The 19,489-nt window shown below is 65.1% G+C and carries 15 protein-coding genes and 6 pseudogenes; 14 read left to right on the top strand and 7 right to left on the bottom strand.

Translation table 11 applies throughout. The features are described from left to right. The 3 genes and pseudogenes from ACFWBB_RS15410 to ACFWBB_RS15420 form a co-directional block, all read right to left on the bottom strand. Positions 1 to 369, bottom strand: a pseudogene (locus ACFWBB_RS15410) (transposase); the annotation flags it as partial. 141 nt (positions 370 to 510) lie between these two features. Next, positions 511 to 1,107, bottom strand: a complete 597-nt coding sequence (locus ACFWBB_RS15415; protein ID WP_385271345.1) for an NADPH-dependent F420 reductase — start codon at positions 1,105 to 1,107, stop codon at positions 511 to 513. 43 nt (positions 1,108 to 1,150) lie between these two features. Beyond that, the gene (locus ACFWBB_RS15420; protein ID WP_385271348.1) at positions 1,151 to 1,969 is read right to left on the bottom strand and encodes a 3'(2'),5'-bisphosphate nucleotidase CysQ; all 819 of its coding nucleotides are present in this window, start codon (positions 1,967 to 1,969) and stop codon (positions 1,151 to 1,153) included. 139 nt (positions 1,970 to 2,108) lie between these two features. Here ACFWBB_RS15420 and ACFWBB_RS15425 point away from each other — a divergent pair. After that, positions 2,109 to 2,369: pseudogene (locus ACFWBB_RS15425) on the top strand (LysR family transcriptional regulator); the annotation flags it as partial. 348 nt (positions 2,370 to 2,717) lie between these two features. Here the strand turns inward: ACFWBB_RS15425 and ACFWBB_RS15430 are convergent. After that, positions 2,718 to 3,512, bottom strand: a pseudogene (locus tag ACFWBB_RS15430) (IS701 family transposase); the annotation flags it as partial. 101 nt (positions 3,513 to 3,613) lie between these two features. Then, on the bottom strand, positions 3,614 to 3,940 hold the full coding sequence (locus ACFWBB_RS15435; protein ID WP_385271351.1) for a helix-turn-helix domain-containing protein: 327 nt from the start codon (positions 3,938 to 3,940) through the stop codon (positions 3,614 to 3,616). A gap of 221 nt (positions 3,941 to 4,161) precedes the next feature. Between ACFWBB_RS15435 and ACFWBB_RS15440 the strand changes: the two genes are divergently transcribed. The 4 genes from ACFWBB_RS15440 (at position 4,162) to ACFWBB_RS15455 (ending at position 6,561) form a co-directional block, all read left to right on the top strand. Beyond that, positions 4,162 to 5,109, top strand: a complete 948-nt coding sequence (locus tag ACFWBB_RS15440) for an ankyrin repeat domain-containing protein (protein ID WP_385271354.1) — start codon at positions 4,162 to 4,164, stop codon at positions 5,107 to 5,109. Positions 5,110 to 5,196: 87 nt separating this feature from the next. Next, complete coding sequence (locus ACFWBB_RS15445) at positions 5,197 to 5,469, top strand: DEAD/DEAH box helicase family protein (protein ID WP_385271580.1); 273 nt, start codon at positions 5,197 to 5,199, stop codon at positions 5,467 to 5,469. Next, entirely contained in the window at positions 5,433 to 6,035 is a 603-nt protein-coding gene (locus ACFWBB_RS15450) for a DEAD/DEAH box helicase family protein (protein WP_385271357.1), read from the top strand. The genes ACFWBB_RS15445 and ACFWBB_RS15450 overlap by 37 nt, the downstream gene beginning before the upstream one ends. A 181-nt stretch (positions 6,036 to 6,216) precedes the next feature. Continuing rightward, positions 6,217 to 6,561, top strand: coding sequence for a helicase-related protein (locus ACFWBB_RS15455; protein ID WP_385271583.1), 345 nt, complete (start codon positions 6,217 to 6,219; stop codon positions 6,559 to 6,561). 239 nt (positions 6,562 to 6,800) lie between these two features. Here ACFWBB_RS15455 and ACFWBB_RS15460 read toward each other — a convergent pair whose 3' ends face one another. Continuing rightward, positions 6,801 to 7,013, bottom strand: a complete 213-nt coding sequence (locus ACFWBB_RS15460) for a hypothetical protein (protein ID WP_385271360.1) — start codon at positions 7,011 to 7,013, stop codon at positions 6,801 to 6,803. A gap of 123 nt (positions 7,014 to 7,136) precedes the next feature. Between ACFWBB_RS15460 and ACFWBB_RS15465 the strand changes: the two are divergent. Continuing rightward, positions 7,137 to 7,809, top strand: a pseudogene (locus ACFWBB_RS15465) (helix-turn-helix domain-containing protein); the annotation flags it as partial. Positions 7,810 to 8,165: 356 nt separating this feature from the next. Here the strand turns inward: ACFWBB_RS15465 and ACFWBB_RS15470 are convergent. Next, positions 8,166 to 9,406: pseudogene (locus ACFWBB_RS15470) on the bottom strand (IS256 family transposase). A gap of 425 nt (positions 9,407 to 9,831) precedes the next feature. On the opposite strand from ACFWBB_RS15470, the gene ACFWBB_RS15475 reads away from it, so the two are divergent. The 8 genes and pseudogenes from ACFWBB_RS15475 (at position 9,832) to ACFWBB_RS15510 (ending at position 19,479) form a co-directional block, all read left to right on the top strand. Then, positions 9,832 to 10,689, top strand: coding sequence for a TIR domain-containing protein (locus ACFWBB_RS15475; RefSeq protein ID WP_385271363.1), 858 nt, complete (start codon positions 9,832 to 9,834; stop codon positions 10,687 to 10,689). A 183-nt stretch (positions 10,690 to 10,872) separates the two neighbouring features. Then, complete coding sequence (locus ACFWBB_RS15480) at positions 10,873 to 11,907, top strand: hypothetical protein (protein WP_385271366.1); 1,035 nt, start codon at positions 10,873 to 10,875, stop codon at positions 11,905 to 11,907. 669 nt (positions 11,908 to 12,576) lie between these two features. Beyond that, a complete protein-coding gene (locus tag ACFWBB_RS15485) occupies positions 12,577 to 13,725 on the top strand; it encodes a hypothetical protein (RefSeq protein WP_385271369.1) in 1,149 nt (382 codons plus the stop codon). Between the two features lie 559 nt (positions 13,726 to 14,284). Then, the gene (locus tag ACFWBB_RS15490; RefSeq protein WP_385271372.1) at positions 14,285 to 15,220 is read left to right on the top strand and encodes a toll/interleukin-1 receptor domain-containing protein; all 936 of its coding nucleotides are present in this window, start codon (positions 14,285 to 14,287) and stop codon (positions 15,218 to 15,220) included. 562 nt (positions 15,221 to 15,782) lie between these two features. Continuing rightward, positions 15,783 to 16,286, top strand: coding sequence for a hypothetical protein (locus ACFWBB_RS15495; RefSeq protein ID WP_385271375.1), 504 nt, complete (start codon positions 15,783 to 15,785; stop codon positions 16,284 to 16,286). Further along, positions 16,283 to 16,567, top strand: a complete 285-nt coding sequence (locus ACFWBB_RS15500; RefSeq protein WP_385271378.1) for a hypothetical protein — start codon at positions 16,283 to 16,285, stop codon at positions 16,565 to 16,567. The genes ACFWBB_RS15495 and ACFWBB_RS15500 overlap by 4 nt, the downstream gene beginning before the upstream one ends. A 205-nt stretch (positions 16,568 to 16,772) precedes the next feature. Continuing rightward, positions 16,773 to 18,555 (top strand): annotated as a pseudogene (locus ACFWBB_RS15505) (ISAzo13 family transposase). A 357-nt stretch (positions 18,556 to 18,912) separates the two neighbouring features. Further along, positions 18,913 to 19,479 (top strand): VanZ family protein, encoded by a 567-nt coding sequence (locus ACFWBB_RS15510; protein WP_385271381.1) that lies wholly within the window; start codon positions 18,913 to 18,915, stop codon positions 19,477 to 19,479. Positions 19,480 to 19,489 lie beyond the last annotated feature (10 nt).

Raw genomic sequence — 19,489 nt, forward strand, 5'->3', positions numbered from 1 at the left:
TCCTCGAGCGCGGCCAGGGTCCCCTCGCTGACCCGCATGCCGGCTGCGTCGTGATGAGCCCGTGCCGTGGTGGAGTCCACGCTGACCAGGGACATGTCGATCTCGTCTCTGCGGGCCGCCTCGGCGATCGCCTCTTCGAGCAGGGCCTGGAAGACGCCCGCTTCCCGCCATCGCATGAAGCGGTTGTAGACCGTCTGCCAGGCGCCGAACCCCCTCGGGCATCTCGCGCCACTGACTGCCGGTGCGGAACCTCCAGAGCACCCCCTCGAACTGCTCACGCAGCCGCTCGGGGTAGGGGCCGAACCTGCCGACCGGGAAGAACGACCCGATGAACTCCCACTCTCTGTCCGTAAGTTGCGCACATGTCACACGTCACAACTACAGACAGTCCCTAGGTCAACGTCGACTCCGCCACCAAGTCGGACAGTACATCCCACGATCGTGTCCCACCGGGAACCCATCCATGCCACGCGCCGGCTCCGGCTACCTCCAGTCGGCGCAGCTCGACAGTCAGCGGGCGATTGAGATCGCGAAGGGTGTGAATCCGGTGGAACGGATGACGTGAGGTACGAACAGGATCGCGGCCTCTGTGGCGCGGGCGGTCTGGATCCCGCCGAGGTCGGTGATCCATTCCTTTTGCCAGCCGAGGTCGGTGAGCAGGTCGCGGACGCTCTGCTTGGCCTGCGCGTCCTCGCCGGAGAGGAACACGGTCGGTGTTTGGGCGAGCGTGTCCGGCGAGGTCATCACCGGGAAGAGCATGGTGTTGAGTGTCTTGACGACGCGCGTTTCGGGGAGCGCCTTCTGGAGCTGTTCGGCCAGGCTCGAGCCGGGGTAGATCAGATCGGCGGGCAGTCCGTCCGGTCCGTCGGTGGTGGCGTTGGAGACGTCGACGAGGATCTTGTCCCGGAGTTCTTCGCGCAGAGCAGCGAGCCGGTCCAGCGAGCCGGCGCCCGGGGTGGCGTTGATGACGATCCGGGCAGTCCGGGCGGCGTCGGCGGCGGCGCCCGGCGTGCGGTCCGCCACTGTCACTTCGTGTCCTGCCCGGGCGAGGGCTGCGGCCAGGTTGCCGCCGACGCGGCCGTTTCCGAGAACTGCGATCTTGGTCATGATGATCTGGTCCTTCCGTGGGCGTGCGGGTTGTAGTGCGCGCTCAGCGCGAGAGCGTGGACACGGCCTCGGCGTGGACGCCCGGCGCGGCGGCCACAAAGCTCTGGCTCTGGGGGGTCCAGGGGCGGCCCTCGGCGTCGGAGATCCGTCCGCCGGCCTCGGTGACGAGCAGCGCTCCGGGAAGCAGGTCCGCGCGGGCGCCGGCGAACTGCCAGAAGGCGTCGATCCGGCCGGCGGCTACGTTCAGCAGGTGCAGGGTCGCGGGCACGGCGACGCGGACGACGAGCGCGTCGAAGAGCATCGCGGTGATCGAGGAGCCGACCCGCCGCACGACCCTTTCGTCCTCGTCCGGCCGGGCCTGGCTGGTGGCCACGATGCTCAGGCCGAGGTCGGCGGTCTGGGAGACGTGCAGCGGCCGGCCGTCGAGGTGGGCGCCCGCGCCGGTGAGCGCGGTGTAGGTCTCGCCGGTCAACGGCAGGTGCACTGCGGTGAGCACCGGCTGGTTCTCCCGCACGAGGGTGGCGGTCACCGCCCACTCCGGCAGGGCGTGCAGGTGGTTGACGTTGCCCTCGGCCGGATCCACGACCCACCACTCGCCGGCCGGCAGCGCCCCGCCGTCCAGTTCGTCCTCCACCCAGCCGGCCTGCGGGCGCAGGCTCGTGAGACGGGGACGCAGGATGTCGAGAGCCGCGTCGTCGTTGACGGCCAGCGCGCGCATCAGCTCTTCGCGGCTCTGGTAGCGGACCACCTCGCTGAAGCGCTCGCGCAGCGCCGAACCCGCCTCACGTACGGCGATCGCGGTCTGGGCGAGCAGGTCGGCGTCGGAGGCGGCGACGTCGGTGGTCTGGAGCGTTTCGGACATGGCGGTATTCCCGTCTGAGGAGGGGTGCTGGGGCCGGTCGAGGGCCGAACTGCGCGTTACTTCTTGCGCTTTCGCCTCAACGGTAGGCAGCCCAGCGATTAACTTCAAATGCATGTCAGGCACAGCTAGGATTACTCACATGCAATTGGATTTGAACCTGCTCGCCGCGCTCGACGCGCTGCTGGAGGAGGGCAGCGTGGCCGGGGCGGCGGCGCGCCTGCATGTCACCGCCCCCGCGATGAGCCGGAGTCTGGGCCGGATCCGGCGCACGACCGGGGATCAGATCCTCGTGCCCACTGGCCGCACGATGACCCCGACGCCGCATGCGATCGCCGTCCGGGAACAGGTGCACGAGCCGCTGCACCAGGTCCAGGGGGTGCTGGCACCGAGCCGTGAACTGGCGAGACGGTAGAAGTCCTCGCGGGCCTTGTAAGAAGGACGGTTCTCCTCGTACTGAGTGACGACCCTGCCCTCGACGGATGCCCGGGTGTGAACCTTGTAGCGCCGTATCACCGACTCCAGGGTCGGCCAGCCCTGCGCCGTGATGTAGTCCCGCGTTTACTCGAGGTCAGCCTTGCCGTCGCGGGGGTCCCAATTAGTACTGCAACGACGTCTGTCTGATTGCTGGGCAGTTTTCAGGGACTGTGGCCTCGCCGTTTGTAGTGACTGACGCGGGCTTGGTGTTGGCGTCTTCTGCGCCAGGTCGACCAGTGCAGGATGTGGCCGACCGGGGTGGGTTGGCGGGTGATCAGGCGTCGGATCTCGGCGAGGCTGAGGTGGATGAGCTGGGAGGATCCGTTGCTGCTTTCTCCGTGTCCAGCTCTCTGGCGCGCAGGACGGTGAGGCAGGCGTGGGCGGCCATGGCGAGGGTCATGTGGCGGTGCCAGCCGGGGTAGCGGCGGACCTGGTAGTCGTCCAGGCCGCATTCCTGCTTCGCCGTCTGGAAGCATTCCTCGACGGCCCAGCGGCTGCCCGCGATGCGGATCAGCTCGTCCAGCGTCGTGTCGGCGGGGCAGTAGGCGATGTAGTAGGAGATCTGATCGGGCCGGCTGACGCTGCGGCGGGCGGGAACCCAGTGCCGGCGGTCTTCGCGGTGCCAGGGCCTCACTTCGACGCGGGCCCAGTCGTAGATCCGCCGGCCGTGGGCTCCCTCGCCGCAGGAACGGCGTTTCCACTTCTGCCGGGGCAGGCCGGGGAACAGGTCGTGGACGGGATGGTCGAGTGCCCAGCGGGTGACGACGGTGTCGTGCCTCGTTGTGGCCATGACGTGGAAGACGTCGGTCTGCTCGAGTTCGTATCGCCAGCCCTTGCTGAAGCCGTAGGCGGCATCCGCGGTCACCCAGGTGAACGGGATCTTCTCGGCGATCGCCTTGCGGACCATTGCCTTGGCCATGGCCACCTTGGTCTCGAACACGACCTCGTCGCCGATGCCCGCGCGGCGACAGCGTTCCCGGTCGTCCGTCCAGGACGTGGGCAGATACAGGCGCCGGTCGATCAGGGTGTGTGCGCGGCCGGTGGCGTAAGCCAGGAAGACGCCGACGCGGCAGCGACACGGCGGCCCGTGCGCCGACCGCCGCCATGGCCGTGGCCGGGGACTCCTCGGCCACAGGCGCGGCAGCAGCTTCCGGCGCCCGGCCCGTGGGCTCAGGGCCGTGCTGCGGGCGCTGCGGGGGTGACGGTCTGCGCCGCCGCGACGTCCGTGTCCTCCTGTGGGGCGCCGGTGCTCTCGGGGGCGGGGTAGAGCGCGGCGAGCTGCTGGAGCATGCGCGCGTACGCCTCCCGCTCCGGCGGCCGTGGCTCGGTCCTGCCCGACTCCCAGCCGCCGACGGTCGCCCGCCGCACGTCCAGGGCAGCGGCCACTTCGTCCAAGGTGAGTGCGTGCACCTGGCGCAGCCGCCTGCGCTCGGCCGGCGGCGGCAGCGGGGAGCGGGACGCGACCAGCGCGTCGACCGCGTCGAACAACTCGGACATAAGACACCTCCGCCCCTCACCCTACCCTGAAACGCCCCTACAGCGTACGAATCGCGTACGAACAGCGCCCGGGTGATAAAGTCCGGTCACCGAGACCTGGGCTGTGTGCCAGCGGTGGAGAGCGTATGTGCTCGTGCCGTTGCCCTGTTCCCGGGCGGGAGCGTGCATGCGACGTGTTCGAGGGGGAGCGGGTGGCAGCAGAGAGGGATGGCTGGGCTGGCATGAGCTGGGACTGGACGGATGCCGACGACATCCGCCGCCGCCTCGACGAAGGCGCCGATCCAGAGAAATGGAGCGGAGGTCGGCCCCTGCATCGGGCAGCGGTGTTCGGCTCCCCGGAGGCCGTCGCGGAGCTGGCCCGCCGGGTTGCGGATGTGGACGCGCTGGAGCACGGGGTGACGGCACTGTGGAAAGCCGTCATGTCCAGGAACCCGGAGAACGCACGAGCGCTCGCCGCCGCCGGGGCCGATCCCTGGCGGCTGTCACTCGGCGGCTGGTCACCGGGGCGACTGAGCCTGGCCGGACCGACGCCCGAGCTGTTCCCGGTACCGGAAGGGGTATCCCTGAGCGACACCGAGCGTGCGGCAGCGCAGGAGGCCCATCGACTCACCACGGCATTGGGCGAGTTCTACTACGACGGCACGGGCCTGGCCTGCGTGGCCGATATCGACGCGGCTGAGGCGGTGCGCCGTCTTCACGCGACGCCGGTGGACGGCGAACTCATCGACGAGCTGCTGGAGGATCCCTACGCGTACGACATGGACGAGAGCCTGCAGATCATCGGCGTGACGTCCGTGCCGGGCGGCTGCGTCGTCACCCAGCCCTGGGGATACGCGCCGAGCATGCCGGGCGTGCTGGCCCGGTTGTCCGCCGGCACCCTCTGCTACGGCCTGTACGCCAATCCCAAGAGCGGCAACCAGGGCAGCATCGCCCGTCATGGAATCATCGAGGGCTCGGACCTGCACCCCGGCGGAGGACCGGACGAGAGCGACACCTCCGCGGAGGTGCTGGCCTCGTACCTCTACCAGCACAACGCCGTCGCCTACGCCTGCGCCTTCGCAGACCTGCGCCTCGCCGACAGGCGCGCCGTGGCCGGATCTCCCGATGCGTGGGTCGAACTGCCCCGCCGCGACTACTGGAGTCACGGACTCGGAGAAGAGCTGTCATGACTGTGGTGGAACGGCCGCGTCCCGGCCGCCCCGAGCGCGCGGCTCTTTCCCGACCAGGCGGAGGCGGTCAAGCGGCTGGCCGGGCATCTGCGGCGGGCGGGGACGCGGGGTCTGTTCGTGTCGGCGACGGGGACCGGCAAGACGTTGGTGTCGATCCGGGCGGCGGACGAACTCGGCGCGCGGCTGGTGCTGTTCGTGGTGCCCACCCTGGACCTGGCGGCCCAGACGGCTCTGGCGTGGCGGCGTGACGGCCATCTGGAGCACATGGTGATCGTCTCCTCCATGGACACCAGCGGCCGGGACGACCTGGTCGCGGCCCCCTCATGTCGACCACCGACCCGCACGCGCTGGGCGGGCTGATGTCGGTAGTGGGCCAGGGCGAGGACCAGATCCCTGCTTTGACGGTGATCTGCACCTACGACTCCCTGGACAAGATCGAACAGACCCAGAGGACGGGGTACGCGGTGCCGCCGTTCGAGCTGGCGGTCATGGACGAGGCGCACCGGATCGCGGGCCGGGCCGACAAGAAGTGGGCGCTCGTCAACGACGCCCAGCGCATCCGCGCTGACCGCCGCCTCTACATGACCGCCACCCCCCGCATCTTCGCCGCGCCGGAACTGGCCGAGTCCGCCGACACCACCCGCCCGCGCCGCCGTCCCCCGGCCGGCGCGGACGCGGAGGCCTTCGCCAACTCCATGGACAACGAGCAGGTGTACGGCAAGAAGGTCTTCGAGTACCCCCTCGCACAGGCCGTCGAAGACGGCCGCGCCGCGGACTACCGCATCGTGGTGCCCACCCTCACCGACGCCGACCTGCGCCGCCGCCTGAACCTCCGACCCCAGGCGCCACCGCCCCGGCCCCCGGGGAGGAGACGGACGGCGCGCTGCGCACCACCGCCCTGCACCTGTCCGTCCTGCGCGCCATGAGCGAACACCGCCTGAAGAAGGTCCTCGTCTACTTCAACCTCGTCTCCGACGCGCGCCGCTTCGCCCGCGAACTCCCGCACACCCTACGCCTGTTGCCAGGACCGACCCCGGCCTCGTCCCGGACATCACCCCCGAGCTGTTCTTCGCCCATGGCGAGCACACCCCCGCCCAGCGCGCCGGCATCTTCGCCGACTTCGCGGCGGCCGACTGCGCGGTCCTGGCCAACTCCCGCCTGATCGCCGAGGGCGTCGACATCCCCAGCGTGGATGCCGTCGTCTTCGCCGACCCCACCCGCAGCGTCATTCGCTGCGTTCAGGCCCTTGGTCGCCTGGACGTCTCCGGCAAGACCGCCTCACTGATCGTCCCCGTCTACGTCCCGCCCGGCGCCGACAGCGAAAAGATCCTCGGCACCGCCTACGAGCTGCTGGGCACGGGCCACCCGCATCAGAGCGCCGCGCACCCCTGCGGCCGCCGCGGCGAGGGTTTCGTCCGGCAGGCCTGCGGCAGGGCGCGGGACGTGCCCTGAGGGCGCCGTCTCGTCCACGGCGTACCTCTCCCTCAGCGCCCGGATCTGCCGCAGGAGTCTGCCGGTCAGGGCACCGTCAGCTGCGGTCACGGCGTCTTGGAGTTCCCGGAGCTTCTCCTCGCGGCATCTGGGTGACATGTGCGTCTGCTGGTGCTCGGCCACCAGACGCTGGCCCCTCAGCACCGCTGCCTGCTGCTGCCATCGCACGCGTGCGTCGTCTGCATCGGGCCGAGGCGGCATCACGGCTCCTGCGCGCGGCGGGGCCGGAGCGAGTCGGCCGAGCGCCTGGCGTCGACGGGCGGCCGTGTCAGGCGCCGGCTGGTGTTCTTCTCCTGAAGGAAGAGGCGAGCTTTCTGCAGCACCTGCAGTTCGGCGTCGCTGGCACCGCGCCGGGTCAGGGCGGTGGCCCGGTTGTAGTGCTCGCGCACATCCCAGGCACGCTTGTCGTCCACCGCGCGCTCTAGGTGTTCTGTCCACGGAGGTTGGTGACAGCGATCACTGAAGAGTGATCTTGAACGGGTGAGGGCCTTCCGGGTTCGGTGTGGATTGCTCCACCGAACGATCAGAAGGCCCTCATGCCCCACCGTAATGCACCCCTGTCCGAGACCGGCCGTCTGCGTCTGGCCCGCTGTGTCGTCGAGGACGGCTGGCCGCTGCGGCGGGCCGCCGAACGCTGCCAGGTCTCGCCGACCACCGCCCAGCGCTGGGCCGACCGCTACCGCCAGTTCGGCGAATCCGGGATGTGCGACCGGTCCTCCCGCCCGTGCACCAGCCCGCGCCGGACCCCGACCCGCACCGAGCGCCGGATCATCAAGGTCCGTGTCCTGCGCCGGTGGGGTCCCGCCCGTATCGCGCACCTGCTGCGGCTGGTGCCCTCGACCGTGCACCGCGTGCTGACCCGGTTCGGCCTGGCCCGCCTCACCCACCTGGACCGGGCCACCGGCCGCGTCATACGCCGCTACGAACGCGCCAAGCCCGGCGAGCTGGTGCACGTCGACATCAAGAAGCTCGGCAACATCCCCGACGGCGGCTGACACAAGGTCCTGGGCCGCCAGGCAGGCCGCAAGAACGCAAGAACGCCGGCTACAGCTACCTGCACACCGCCGTCGACGACCACTCCCGCCTCGCCTACAGCGAGATCCTCGGCGACGAGAAGAAGGAAACCGCAACCGCCTTCTGGACCCGAGCCCAGGCGTTCTCACCCAGGCCGGGATCACCGTCGAGCGCGTCCTGACCGACAACGGCTCCGGAGGCCGCTTCGGACCCGGGCAACGCGGCAGGTTAAGGCCCTGTACGCGGCAACTCAGAGCGAACGAGTCCACGGATAGTCCACGGGTGGCTGAGCACAGCACTAAGAGTTCGATCATTCCCCGGTACTCTCCGGGAGTCACTTGGCCATGCTGCCCGTGTCAACCGTCCAAGAGCGCCAGCGTCCGGCGCCGTTGATGTCAGAACGGCTCATCCGTACGCACTCGCCTCCTCATGCGACCCGGCGACGTCCCAGCCACCGGAGCCTCGAGTTCGGTCTCAAACGGCGCCAACTCCGGCCGGGCCGTCCCCGTCGTCGGTGCTCAGGGTCGTGTCCCTTGTCGTGGTGTAGCCGATCATCCGGCGGTCGTGTTGGTGGTGTTGGGTAGTGCGGGGGCGCTTTCGGGGCGCTCGGCGGGGTAGAGCTGATCCATGCTTCCCTCGGGCAGGTAGCGGCGGGGGAAGGCGATCCACTCGTCGTGCAGTTCGAAGAGCACGGCGGTGGCCAGCCGCAGGAGTGCGTCGTCGTTGGGGAAGACCTGGACGACGTCGGTGCGGCGCTTGACCTCGCGGTTGATCCGCTCCAGCGGGTTGGTGGACTGGATCTTCTTCAATGTCGCTCGGGGAAGGCGGCGAAGGCGGTCAGGTCGTCCTTCGTCTCCAGCAGCATGTCTTTGACCTTGGGGAACTGTGTGCCGAGCATGTCTGCGACGGTGTCGAGCTGGGTGCGGACCGCATCCGCGGTGGGCTGGGCGAAGATCGTGCGGATCGTGGCGGCGGCCATCTCGGCCGCTTCCTTGTTGATCACACTGAACACGTTGCGCAGGAAGTGAACCCTGCAGCGCCGGTACGCGCCCCCGAGCATGACCTTGCGGATGGCTTTGACCAGCCCCAAGTGGTGGTCGCCGATGACGAGCCGGACCCCGGTCAGACCGCGTTCGCGCAGGTGACGCAGGAACTCGGTCCAGAACACCTCGGTCTCGCTGTCGCCGACCATCACGCCCAGCACCTCGCGGCCGCCGTCCTCGGTGATCCCGGTGGCGATCACCACGGCCCGGGACACGATCTGGTGCTCGACCCGCGCCTTGCAGTAGGTCGCGTCCAGATAGACGTACGGGAAGCGGACGTGGTCCAGTGGCCGGGCACGGAACGCGGTCAGCTGGCCGTCCAGGTCCTGGCAGATCCGCGAGACCTCGCTTTTGGAGATCCCGGTGTCCGCGCCGAGGGCCTTGACCAGGTCGTCGACCGACCGCGTGGACACGCCGTGGACGTAAGCCTCCATGATGACGGCATACAGGGCCTGGTCGATGCGGCGGCGCCGCTCCAGCAGGGCGGGGAAGAAGCTGCCCGACCGCAGCTTGGGGATCGCGAGGTCCAGGTCGCCGGCCTGGGTACTGAGCGTCTTGTCGCGGTGGCCGTTGCGAAGCGCGGTGCGCGTGTCGCTGTGCTCGTTCCACTCCGCGCCGATCCGGACCGTGGCCTCGGCCTCGATCAGCTCCTGGAGCATCCGCTCGGCCACATTGCGGACGAGTTCGAGCCCGTCCGCCGAACGTAGTGACTCAAGCAGCCGGAGTAAGTCATGCTGAGACAGGGCCATCCTGCACCTCCCGCGTTGAACTGCCCGTTCACTACGGAGAGTTGCACGATGGCCCACCTTGCGGGCAGGGAGCGAAAACCCATCGACATACGCCCCCGGCGCACTCCCTCACCTTGATCGGCTACACCACGTCAAGGGACGCCATCGTGCTCAGATAAGCAGGGCTTTCCTTCGGCGCCTCGGGGCCGACCTCTCCTGGAGCCTGCTCGATCTCTGCGCGTAGGCAGTGTCGCCCCAGCGCAGTAGTTCGGAGTCGTCGAACAACCTAGTCGACTCGTCCAATTGAGAGGAAGCCTAGATCAATGCAACTCGCTTCGGCTATTTTGTGGGTCCGGCATAGTTCCTAGAGGAGTGCTTGCTTGACATATGGGAATCATGAAAAAGGCTCAGGCCGATGTTGGTCGAATCAGTCGAACCATCTGAACGTGCTGCTCATCGCTAATGGCGATAGATCGGACCGGATCGCGGAAATCCTTGCGTCCAATCCATTTGTGTCCAGAGTCGAGCGAAGTGAATCGGCGGAGTATTCATTCGGGTTGATCCGTCGACTGCAGAGCCGCGGCGTTCCTGTAGATGCCGTATTCATCGACCCATTCGCCGATTCGTACGACCCGCACCAATCATCCCTCTTCATTCTTTCGACTCGTGGCCAGTACCCGCGGGTCGTGTTCGTGCTGATCATCGATTCGGCGCAGTTCGCGATCCGGTCGCACGAGTTTCTTCCAGAGTTGCGTCAGCGGGTGAAGCACTATTACCAACTCGACTGGACGATTTCTGATGGCCAGCTCACAGGCGAGGTGGAACGAGCGCTCCGCGGATGTCTGGAATGGCATGGCGTTCCAGCCCTACAGCAGGACCGAAGAGGATACGAGTTCGATGTGGCCATATCCTTCGCGGGCGAGGACAGGGGTTTTGCCCGGGTTCTTGAAAGGGAACTCGCTGCGCATGGTGTGCGCGTATTCTATGACGAGAATGAGCGGCCCCATCTATGGGGGCGAGACCTCTACAGCGACCTGTTGGACATTTACTCGCGTCGGTCTCGGTATTGCATAATGCTGGTGTCTCATGCTTACAGAGAGAAAGCTTGGACGGTGCATGAGAGAAGGGCTGCCCAGTCCAGGGCGCTGGAGATGAGGGAGGAAGAGTACGTACTTCCTGTTCGCCTTGAAGACTGCGATATACCGGGACTGCCCTCGACGATCGCTTACCTGCCCGGAGAGCTAGGGCCCACCAAGGTCGCTGAGCATTTCCTCAGGAAAATCGGAAGCACTGGATCCGGTTGAGGTTGTCCGGCCCTAAAGGCATCCGATTTGATGGCAGAGGTACAGAACAAAAGCGATTGCTTTGGCGAGCAAACGCTACTAGGGCCGCGACACTGACCAGAAATTCCATATGTAACAGCGATTATACGCGCCGCACAAGTCAAACAATCACCGAAGCAGTCGCGCTAGAGGCGGGGGCCTTCAGTGGAAATGCGAACCAACATGCTACTAAGGGGCACCGAGAAGACCCTGTCGCTAGAGTCTGCGCTCGCCCAAAGAAGGGCGATTAATGTCGCTAACGATACAAGCGACATCTTTGCAAAGAATATCGCCACTGTTTCCGAAGAGCAATTGAGAGCCATTCATTCCATCGATGGCCCCAGCGGCTTGTTCAGGCTATTCGAGCTGGCCAAAACTAACGGCTCGGGTGATTTTCGTCATTTCTTTCGGTTAATTGCCGAAGATATAGACCCCGGGCAACACGCTGCGCGCGAAATACTGCTGCAGTTTTTGGTAGCCGTCTCGGATATGGCATCACAGCCACAAGAGCTTCGGTACGATAACGCCAGACTTCCGCAAGGGGAAGATCTTGACAGGTTCAACTCAAATGTGCTCTACCCGTCACTCTCGGAAATATTTTACCACCCCGGGTGTAATCCGGGATATCTGGTCTACGGCTTGGGAGGGCCGAAGATACTTATCTCGCACCCCTATAGAGGCATCAACGGTCAAATTTACAATCTTTACGCGAACTCGGTCGATGTCGTAACCAGTCTGACGATGCGTGGCTACAAGGGGAGATTCCTTTTCCTGGACTACTTGCCTGGCCTCAACAACGAGAAGGACGGAGTGAAGGCCTGGGTATTACTATTCTCAATGATGGCCGCACACTCTGATGTTGTATTTTTCATCAAAGAATACGATGGGGGGTTTAGCGAGTCGCAGAAAATGGAGATCACATTCGCGCCGGACAGGGTTCAGAAGAAGATCATTGAAATACCTCACTCGGAGTTGGTGTGGGCAAAGAAGCCCGAGATTGGCACCGTGGACTTCTATTTCACCGGCAAGCCCGACTCTTCGAAGGAGGCATTTGAGGCTCTGGAGGCTGAGCACGCTACTCCGCTAATTGGATTATACTCGAGACCCGGCTTCCCTCGGAATACCCTGCTCCGTGTAGACGAATCAGGGAGCTTCTCCTCCTACCCGTTGGATTTCCCTATCTATGGCGTCACGCAGTGATGCACGAGACCCCGCGCAAAGACACCTTTGCCGCCCGCCTGCGGGAGCAGTCGGGCGAAGACAGGTGCCCAACCGCCGCTGAGGCGGGCCGACCCACTTGGGCACGAGCCACTCGGTTGCCGTCAAGTCGATGGATGTCGTTCCGTCCCATCGGAGGGCTTACGCCGGTTAAGGGTAGTTACAGTAGCGCCCTGATGGAATGGGGAGAGTTCTACTGCGCTCTCATGGACCTGCTATGTCTGGTCCCGGGAGCTGCTTGACACTTCCCACCTGGTGCAAGCCCAGGACCGCACGCCGCCGAGATCCCGCACAGTCTTGGCTGGGACCGAGTACTTGTCGAAACCGTCACGGTGCCGCAAAGTGTCCCATTAGAGGGCAAGTTGGCGTCGGGAGGCGTCGGCTCGGTCGATGACGACCACCAGCCGCGGAGAGCCCCCTCAGGGGTGTGGCTCCGACGACGCGCCCGCGGCATGCCATCTAGGGACCGAGCCCATGCGCCAGGCACGGCCCGGAGGGCGATCCCACCTACGCGAGGCACTGTTGCGGCGCGGCAACGGACGGCATGGTGCCGTGATGCAGGGTAAGTGATCAATGACGACAGACCCGTTCACGCAGCGTGTTCGGTACACGCGCATCGCGAGGTTCTGCGGAATCGTAGCGATCATCTCCATGCTCCTTTCGACGGCGGACCTTGGACTGGCCCTGGACGGTGACTGGGGGTACCTGCCGATCTCTCTCATGTGGGGGATCGGTTCTCTGATGTGGCTGTGGCACGCCCGCCGGTACATCACGAAAGCCAGGCGGCAGAAATCGTCCGAGCTGAGCTCGCTCACGGAGTGCCGCGCCCTGACCTACTCGCTCTATCTCCGCCCGTTCGCCGAGGACGACAGGCTCGCGGAGACAGACCCTCTCGTGCGTGGCAGGCGGAGCCTCCCCTACGGGCGCTTGCTGGGGTTCGCCGACTTCGCCGGGGCCGAGGACAGTTGGGAGGAGCAGATCGTCGGGCTCTTCCGCCCGTGCGGCGAGGTCATCGCCGTGGGCCGCCCCGACATGCGGCTCGCCCTCCCCGGCGCGAAACGCTTCCTCCTGCCACGAGGCGACTGGCAGGGACCTGTCAGCGTGGGGGTGGAACGCGCGCGCCTCGTCCTGCTGGCGGCCGGCATCGGCGAACACACCGGGAGCGCTCGGGGCACCCTGTGGGAGTTCACCGAAGCGGTACGGCTGTTGCCGCCCTCCCGTCTGCTCCTGCTGGTCTGCGGTGAGCCCGAGGACTACCGGTGCTTCTGCGAGGCGGCCGCCGCGACGTTCGAGGAGACCTCCGAGCGCTTGTCGGGGGACGACGGAACGCGGCTCTCGATGCCGGTGATGCCCCGTCACCCCGTTTCTGACAAGGCCGAGTGGGGGCATCCGCTGCGAGGCGTCGTGCAATTCGACGACACGTGGACGGGCCACTTCATCGCTTTCGATCCCGCCGCCGAGAAGGGCGGGGCGCGGAGGAGAAAGCGTGCCGTGGTCCGCCACCAGATCGAACCGTTCATCGCGAGGCTGGAAGCACGCTTGCCCGGCGAAGCTCGCAGCGCCGGCACGTTCCGCCACGCGGACGTCGCATACACGTTGCTGACCTATGCGTTGTCCTTCGGCTTCGCAGGCTGGACCGTGGCACACACCCAGGCGCCCTACGCGGCGACGGTCCTGGCCATCGCCGCCCTGTCCTCGGTGTTCCTCGGCGAGGTTCGCACGGCGATCTCGACCGAACGTGAACGGGTCCGCAGGGACATCGAGGTCCACCCACCACCCTCGGCACCGGCCGCTGGGTGAGCCCGCAGGAGCTGACGACGCGCGCATGGAATCGTTGCGGGGACGCAGTTTCATTGCAACGATTTCTGCGCCGCTGGCTGCAACGCCGCAGCGCAATAAAGAAGATGCGGGCGCGCCTTGGTGAGGCGGTCGGATCGTTTCCCGTGCCGCTACCGTGCCGGGCCGCGGAGCGCTGCTTGCCGTCCGCCGTTGCCGTCAGCGTTGCCGCCGGACACGCCGTGTGTGGCCCTGACATGCCGATCTACTGATCAAGGGTCTCGCCCACCAGCGAGGCTGACGAAGCCCACGGCTCTGAGCTGCTCAGATGCCGTGGGCTTCTGTCGTTGTTGGTCGGCTCCGAGCAGCCTTGCGCGGCCCAGAGGCGGCCCGCGTGCTGGCGGCTGACCGTGAACCCGCAACGAAGCGGTCTCGTAGGGATCGGTTTCGTTGCAACGAAGCCGCCAGTCCTTTTGAAGCCTTTCGTTAGCCCGGCGATTTTTTCGCATTCATGGCTGACTCGCTCGCTGTCCAGTATCATCTCTCCAAGCCGTAGCAGTATATGGCAAAGAGGTGGGGGGCGATGGTTGCTGCGGAGGGGCGGAGAGCCTACGAGTCTGTGGCTGCAGTCGTGAAAGACTACGCAAATGGACAGCGGAACTTCCCGAAGGCCAGGCTCGAAGGTGCCGACTTTTCGGGATGCAACCTAGAGGGCGCCAGGTTCTATGAGGCCTCGCTTGCTGGCGCGAATTTTGAAGGGACATATCTGCTCCATGCGCAATTCAAGGGCGCTGACGCATCCAATGCGTGCTTCAAAGATGCAGTGCTCGGCAGTACAGACCTGATTTTCGCGAACTTTCAGCACGCGGATTTCACGAACGTGGACTTCACTGGCGCTTCACTCGACATGGCCAATTGTGAGGGGGCGAATTTTCAGCGCGCCCGCTTGAGCAATGCCGATGTTTGCAACGGAATCTTCCGTCGAGCAAACCTTGAGGGAGTCAGTCTGAGTAGTGCCAATCTCTGTGACGCAGATCTTTGGGACTTTTGTGAGGCTGACGACGTGCGCCATCAAGGGCCCTCTGATGTCGATGCCCGTGCTGTTATGAAGACGTATCGGCACCCCCGCCTAAAATCATTTCTCGTCGATTGTGGAGTGCCTCACCTTTTCGCTGAGTACATGATTGAATGTGCACGGGCCCTGGGGGACTCGCTGGCAAGGAGACTTATGCAGAGCACATTCATTAGCTATGGCACTCCCGATGTCGGCCTCGCCAAGCGCCTTTACGACGTCCTTAGGAAGCATGGTGTAGTGGTATTTTTCTTCCCTGAAACTGCCACATTTGGCGAGCGGATTGATACGGAATTCTACCGTCGCCTGCATGAGCATGACCGCGTGATTCTAATCTGCTCGAAGGCCTCACTCAATCGTCCTGGCGTGCTACATGAGATCCAGGAAACTTTTGATCGGGAATCCCGAGATGATGGGGGCAACCTATCTCCTTCCCGTCATGCTTGACGACTACGTACTGACTGACTGGAAGCGGCACCATCCTGTCCTCGCGGAAAAGATTAGAAGGCGGGTGGTTGGTGACTTCCGGGGAGGCGCTGACAAGTTCGGATGCCTTTGATGTATCTGTCGGTCGACTGCTGGATGCGCTGAAGGCGGAGCGGCCGACACTCTGAATTTATGACGTCGCGTCAAGTAGGCTGCATCCCCAAAGCAGAGAGGTGGAGATCAATGGCAAAGCAACGCGTTTTCGTTAGCTTCGATTATGACAATGATGCTACGCTCAAAAATTCCTGGTGGGTCAAGCAAAGCTTCCGGACAGTCCTTTCGAAATTGCAGATTGGTCCATCAAGGTGGCCTCTCCTGGATGGAAGGCCGAGGCGCGCCGGCGTATCAGGGCGAGTGACGTGGTCGCAGTGATCTGCGGTCGATTTACTGACACGACCGTTGGTGTTGATATCGAAGTAGAGATTGCGCGACAGAAGAATATCCTTTGCTTTACGCTGAAGGGATATTCTTCTGTTCCATGCGTGAAGCCTAAGGTGGCGAAGTCGACCGATAAGTTGTATGCATGGACTTGGAAGAACTTGAAACTCCTGATTGGTGTAGCGCGATGAGTCAGGCGCAATCGCGGGATCCTCGAGTGATTGAGCTGTATAAGCTGTCTGTCGAGATGGCTGACCGCGTCTCGGCTAGGCGCGGAACGGCCAACGCCTTCTTCTTGTCAGCCCAAACCGCCATGGTTTCTGTGCTCGGTTTGGCGCAGCGTCAGTTGGCGCAGATACACTGGCTGGCCTATCTCGCAATTTCAGTGGCAGGAGTAACCATGTCCCTTTCCTGGTGGCTGCAACTCAGAAGCTACAGGGATCTCAACGCCGCAAAATTCACTGTCATCAATAATATCGAAAAGAACCTACCTGTTAAGATATTCACGGAGGAATGGGAGGCTTTGAAGAGGGACCCGCTGCCGCCCCTGAGGAAGCGGTACGCGGAACTCGGGCTAGTTGAAAGGGTCGTTCCTTTCGTCTTTGCGGCCCTTTACTTGCTGCTTTTTGCTGGTAGGGTTGCGCTGTGACAAACTATCTAGAGGCTGAAGCTCGCCTGATCAGAGAGCATCTACCTGCGGGCGCCTCGATCCCCGAAAATGCTGATTTGCTGTTCCTTATTTATGCTGTACTGAAGCGTGCTAAGGGCGACGCCGTGACTAATTCTGACGTCCACGACGCCTGGGCCGCCTGGATGACCTACACCCGAGGCGAGCACCCCGCCATCGTTCCTTATGAGGATCTGACACCTTCTACGCAGCGGGAGGATGCACCCTTCAGAGCGGCGATTCGAGCAGCGGGGCGTGATTAGGTTGGCGGAGCGGCTTTGGGCTGGAGCTGCTTTGGGGCGAGTGATCATGGCCCCGTAAGCTTCCGGCGCGTCGGGCAGTCTGTGGACCTGCCCGGTAAAGCACGACGTTGGGGCCATGATCTTAGAGGCTCGCCCCAAAGTGGCTGCCTAAGGGCCCGTAAAGAATCAACACGTTGCTTCACGGTCTGCCTGTCGTTGGTGTGGTATGTCTATACCGAACGAGGTTCGTGATCAACTTGCCCTGAGGTTTGGGGTGTTGTTACCTCATCTGAATGAGCGCCAGCAGCGGCTGGCGCTGGCCGCCGAGGCCCGGCTGCTGGGGCACGGCGGGGTCCGGGCTGTCGCTCGTGCCGCGGGGGTGAGCGAGACGACGGTGCGGAAGGGTGTCTTCGAGCTGGAGGGCGGTGAGGACCCGCTGCCCGATGGCCGGGTCCGCCGGGACGGCGGCGGCCGCAAGAGCGCCGAGGAGCTTGACCCGCTGCTCGTTCCGGCGTTGTTGGCGCTGGTCGAGCCGGAGGAGCGGGGCGATCCGATGTCGCCGCTGCGGTGGACGACCAGGTCGCTGCGGTCTCTGGCCGGGGCGCTGACGCGGCAGGGCCATGCCGCCTCGGCGCCGACCGTGGGCAGGCTGCTGCGGGAGAACGGTTTCAGTCTGCAGGCCAATACCAAGACCTTTGAGGGAGCTCAGCACCCTGACCGGGACGCGCAGTTCGGGTACATCAACGACCAGGTCAAGGACCATCAGGCGGACGGCGAGCCGGTGGTCAGTGTGGACACGAAAAAGAAGGAAGTCGTCGGAGAGTTCAAGAATGCGGGACGTCAATGGCGGCCGGCCGGTGAACCCGTGCGGGTCGACGTCCACGACTTCCCCGGTGACGCGCTGGGTAAAGCCCTGCCCTACGGCATCTACGACCTGGCGGCGGACACCGGCTGGGTGAACGTCGGTACGGATCACGACACCGCAGCCTTCGCGGTCGAATCGATCCGCCGTTGGTGGAACGGGCAAGGACGTCTCGACTATCCGCAGGCCAGACGTCTGCTGATCACCGCCGATGCCGGCGGCTCCAACGGCTACCGCACCCGGGCCTTCAAGACCGAGCTGGCTGCGTTCGCCGCCCGGACCGGCCTGGCCGTCACGGTCTGCCACATGCCGCCGGGCACATCGAAGTGAAACAAGGTGGAACATCGGCTGTTCTCCGCGATCACCATGAACTGGCGCGGCAGACCGCTGAACAGCCACGAGGTCGTCGTGCAGTCCATCGCCGCGACCACCAACCCGCACCGGTCTCACCGTCCACGCCGAACTCGACACCGGCGCCTATCCCACCGGTGTGAAGGTCAGCGACGCTGAGCTGAACGCAGTGCCGGTCACCGGACATGCCTTCCACGGCGAATGGAACTACACCGTGCACCCCCACCCCGCCGGCCCGGCAGGCCCCACCGGACCAACGCCCGGGCCGACGGCGGTCTTCGACTGCGGTGCTCTGTCACATCCCGCGCTGACCGGCATGACCTGCACCGCACTGACCGAACTGACCGAGACCCTGACCGCCGACTGGCAGACGCTGCAGAAACAGGACCCCGCCGCCCGACGTGACGGCGGCGAGCGACGCCGGGCCCCGGGCGGCGGCCGCAAAGCCAAACTCGACCTGGCCGACCGGGTCCTGGTCACCGTGCTGCAACAAAACCTCGCCCTGCCGCCTACCGTGCTGGCCCACCTCTTCGCCGTCAGCAAGGACACCATCCGCCACACCACCAGCGAGATCCGGCGACTGATGGACCAGCACGCACACACACCCCGGCCCCCAGCAGCACACCTCAACACCCTGGCAGGACTCCTCATCCACGCCGATACACACGGCGCGACCCTCACGACAAGACCAAACCAACGGGTTGATTCTTTACGGGCCCTTAGGCCGGAGTTCGCCGACCAGTTCGGTCTCGATATCGTGGGACCGAGACCCCGGCGTCACACGGGGCCCAGTTGAGGCTCGTCGAAGGCGGCAGACCTTGCGCCATCGTGACGCGTGCACGAGCCGGTCGGGATCCCGTCTCCACTGGCTCGGCCGTCGGCTGCCGTCGCCAACAGCAAGGACTAGAACAACCCGGGCATCGCGCCAGCGAACCCGGCCATGACACAATCACAACTGATCCGTGGTCAATGTCCGCCACGGTCGCTGAGGTACCCGACGACGCGCTGCTGCGCCCCATGCCCGCCCACCCTCTCCTGGGCGAGCCGACTGTACGGACACGTACGGTCCCTGCGTGGACCGCCGCCCAGCGCGCCGCCCCACAACTCGGGTATCGGAACGTCCAAGCAAACTACCCCTGGCTGGGAGCTCGTAATGGCGCGGATAGTCCTGCGTGACAAGACCGCGAAGGATCCTGGGGAGTGGGTTCCCGGAAAACCTCCCCTGTCTACGTTCGGTCGGGTGCTGGCCATGATGCTGGCTTTCGCGGGGACGGTCGTATTTGCGGTGGTTCTGGCCCGGCTGACTCTGGAACCCTCGGCAGCATCCGTGCCGCTGACGCACAATAACCTGCGCCCTGGCGACTCCATCCGTGCGTACCTCGCGCATCCCATGGCCCCGGACACAGTCAAGCAGCTCGGCGGCAATATCGTGATGGGGATACCGTTCGGTGTGCTCCTGCCGGTACTGGTACCCCGAACGCGAGGACTGGTCCGCGTAGCGGCGGCCACCGCTCTCGTGATGATCCTCGTCGAACTCGTCCAAGGCGCCCTCATTACCGGGCGCGCCTTCGACGTCGATGATGTACTGCTCAACACCACGGGTGCCCTCATCGGTTACCTGCTGATCGGCCGCCGGATGGGTCTCGCAGTGCATCCCCGACGCCGCCACTGGTGGCACCGGTTCACCAAACGCCAGGTGGCTGCTGAAGACCCGGCGTAGGTGCGCCACG

The organism is Streptomyces sp. NPDC060000, from assembly GCF_042737375.1.
GTDB lineage: Bacteria > Actinomycetota > Actinomycetes > Streptomycetales > Streptomycetaceae > Streptomyces.

What these genes read in the sequence shown, in the direction of transcription:
- ACFWBB_RS15415 (WP_385271345.1), bottom strand. Translation starts at nt 1,107, where the DNA reads ATGACCAAGATCGCAGTTCTCGGAAACGGCCGCGTCGGCGGCAACCTG.
- ACFWBB_RS15420 (WP_385271348.1), bottom strand. Translation starts at nt 1,969, where the DNA reads ATGTCCGAAACGCTCCAGACCACCGACGTCGCCGCCTCCGACGCCGAC.
- ACFWBB_RS15435 (WP_385271351.1), bottom strand. Translation starts at nt 3,940, where the DNA reads ATGTCCGAGTTGTTCGACGCGGTCGACGCGCTGGTCGCGTCCCGCTCC.
- ACFWBB_RS15440 (WP_385271354.1), top strand. Translation starts at nt 4,162, where the DNA reads ATGAGCTGGGACTGGACGGATGCCGACGACATCCGCCGCCGCCTCGAC.
- ACFWBB_RS15450 (WP_385271357.1), top strand. Translation starts at nt 5,433, where the DNA reads ATGTCGACCACCGACCCGCACGCGCTGGGCGGGCTGATGTCGGTAGTG.
- ACFWBB_RS15485 (WP_385271369.1), top strand. Translation starts at nt 12,577, where the DNA reads ATGCTCCTTTCGACGGCGGACCTTGGACTGGCCCTGGACGGTGACTGG.
- ACFWBB_RS15490 (WP_385271372.1), top strand. Translation starts at nt 14,285, where the DNA reads ATGGTTGCTGCGGAGGGGCGGAGAGCCTACGAGTCTGTGGCTGCAGTC.
- ACFWBB_RS15495 (WP_385271375.1), top strand. Translation starts at nt 15,783, where the DNA reads ATGGACTTGGAAGAACTTGAAACTCCTGATTGGTGTAGCGCGATGAGT.
- ACFWBB_RS15510 (WP_385271381.1), top strand. Translation starts at nt 18,913, where the DNA reads ATGGCGCGGATAGTCCTGCGTGACAAGACCGCGAAGGATCCTGGGGAG.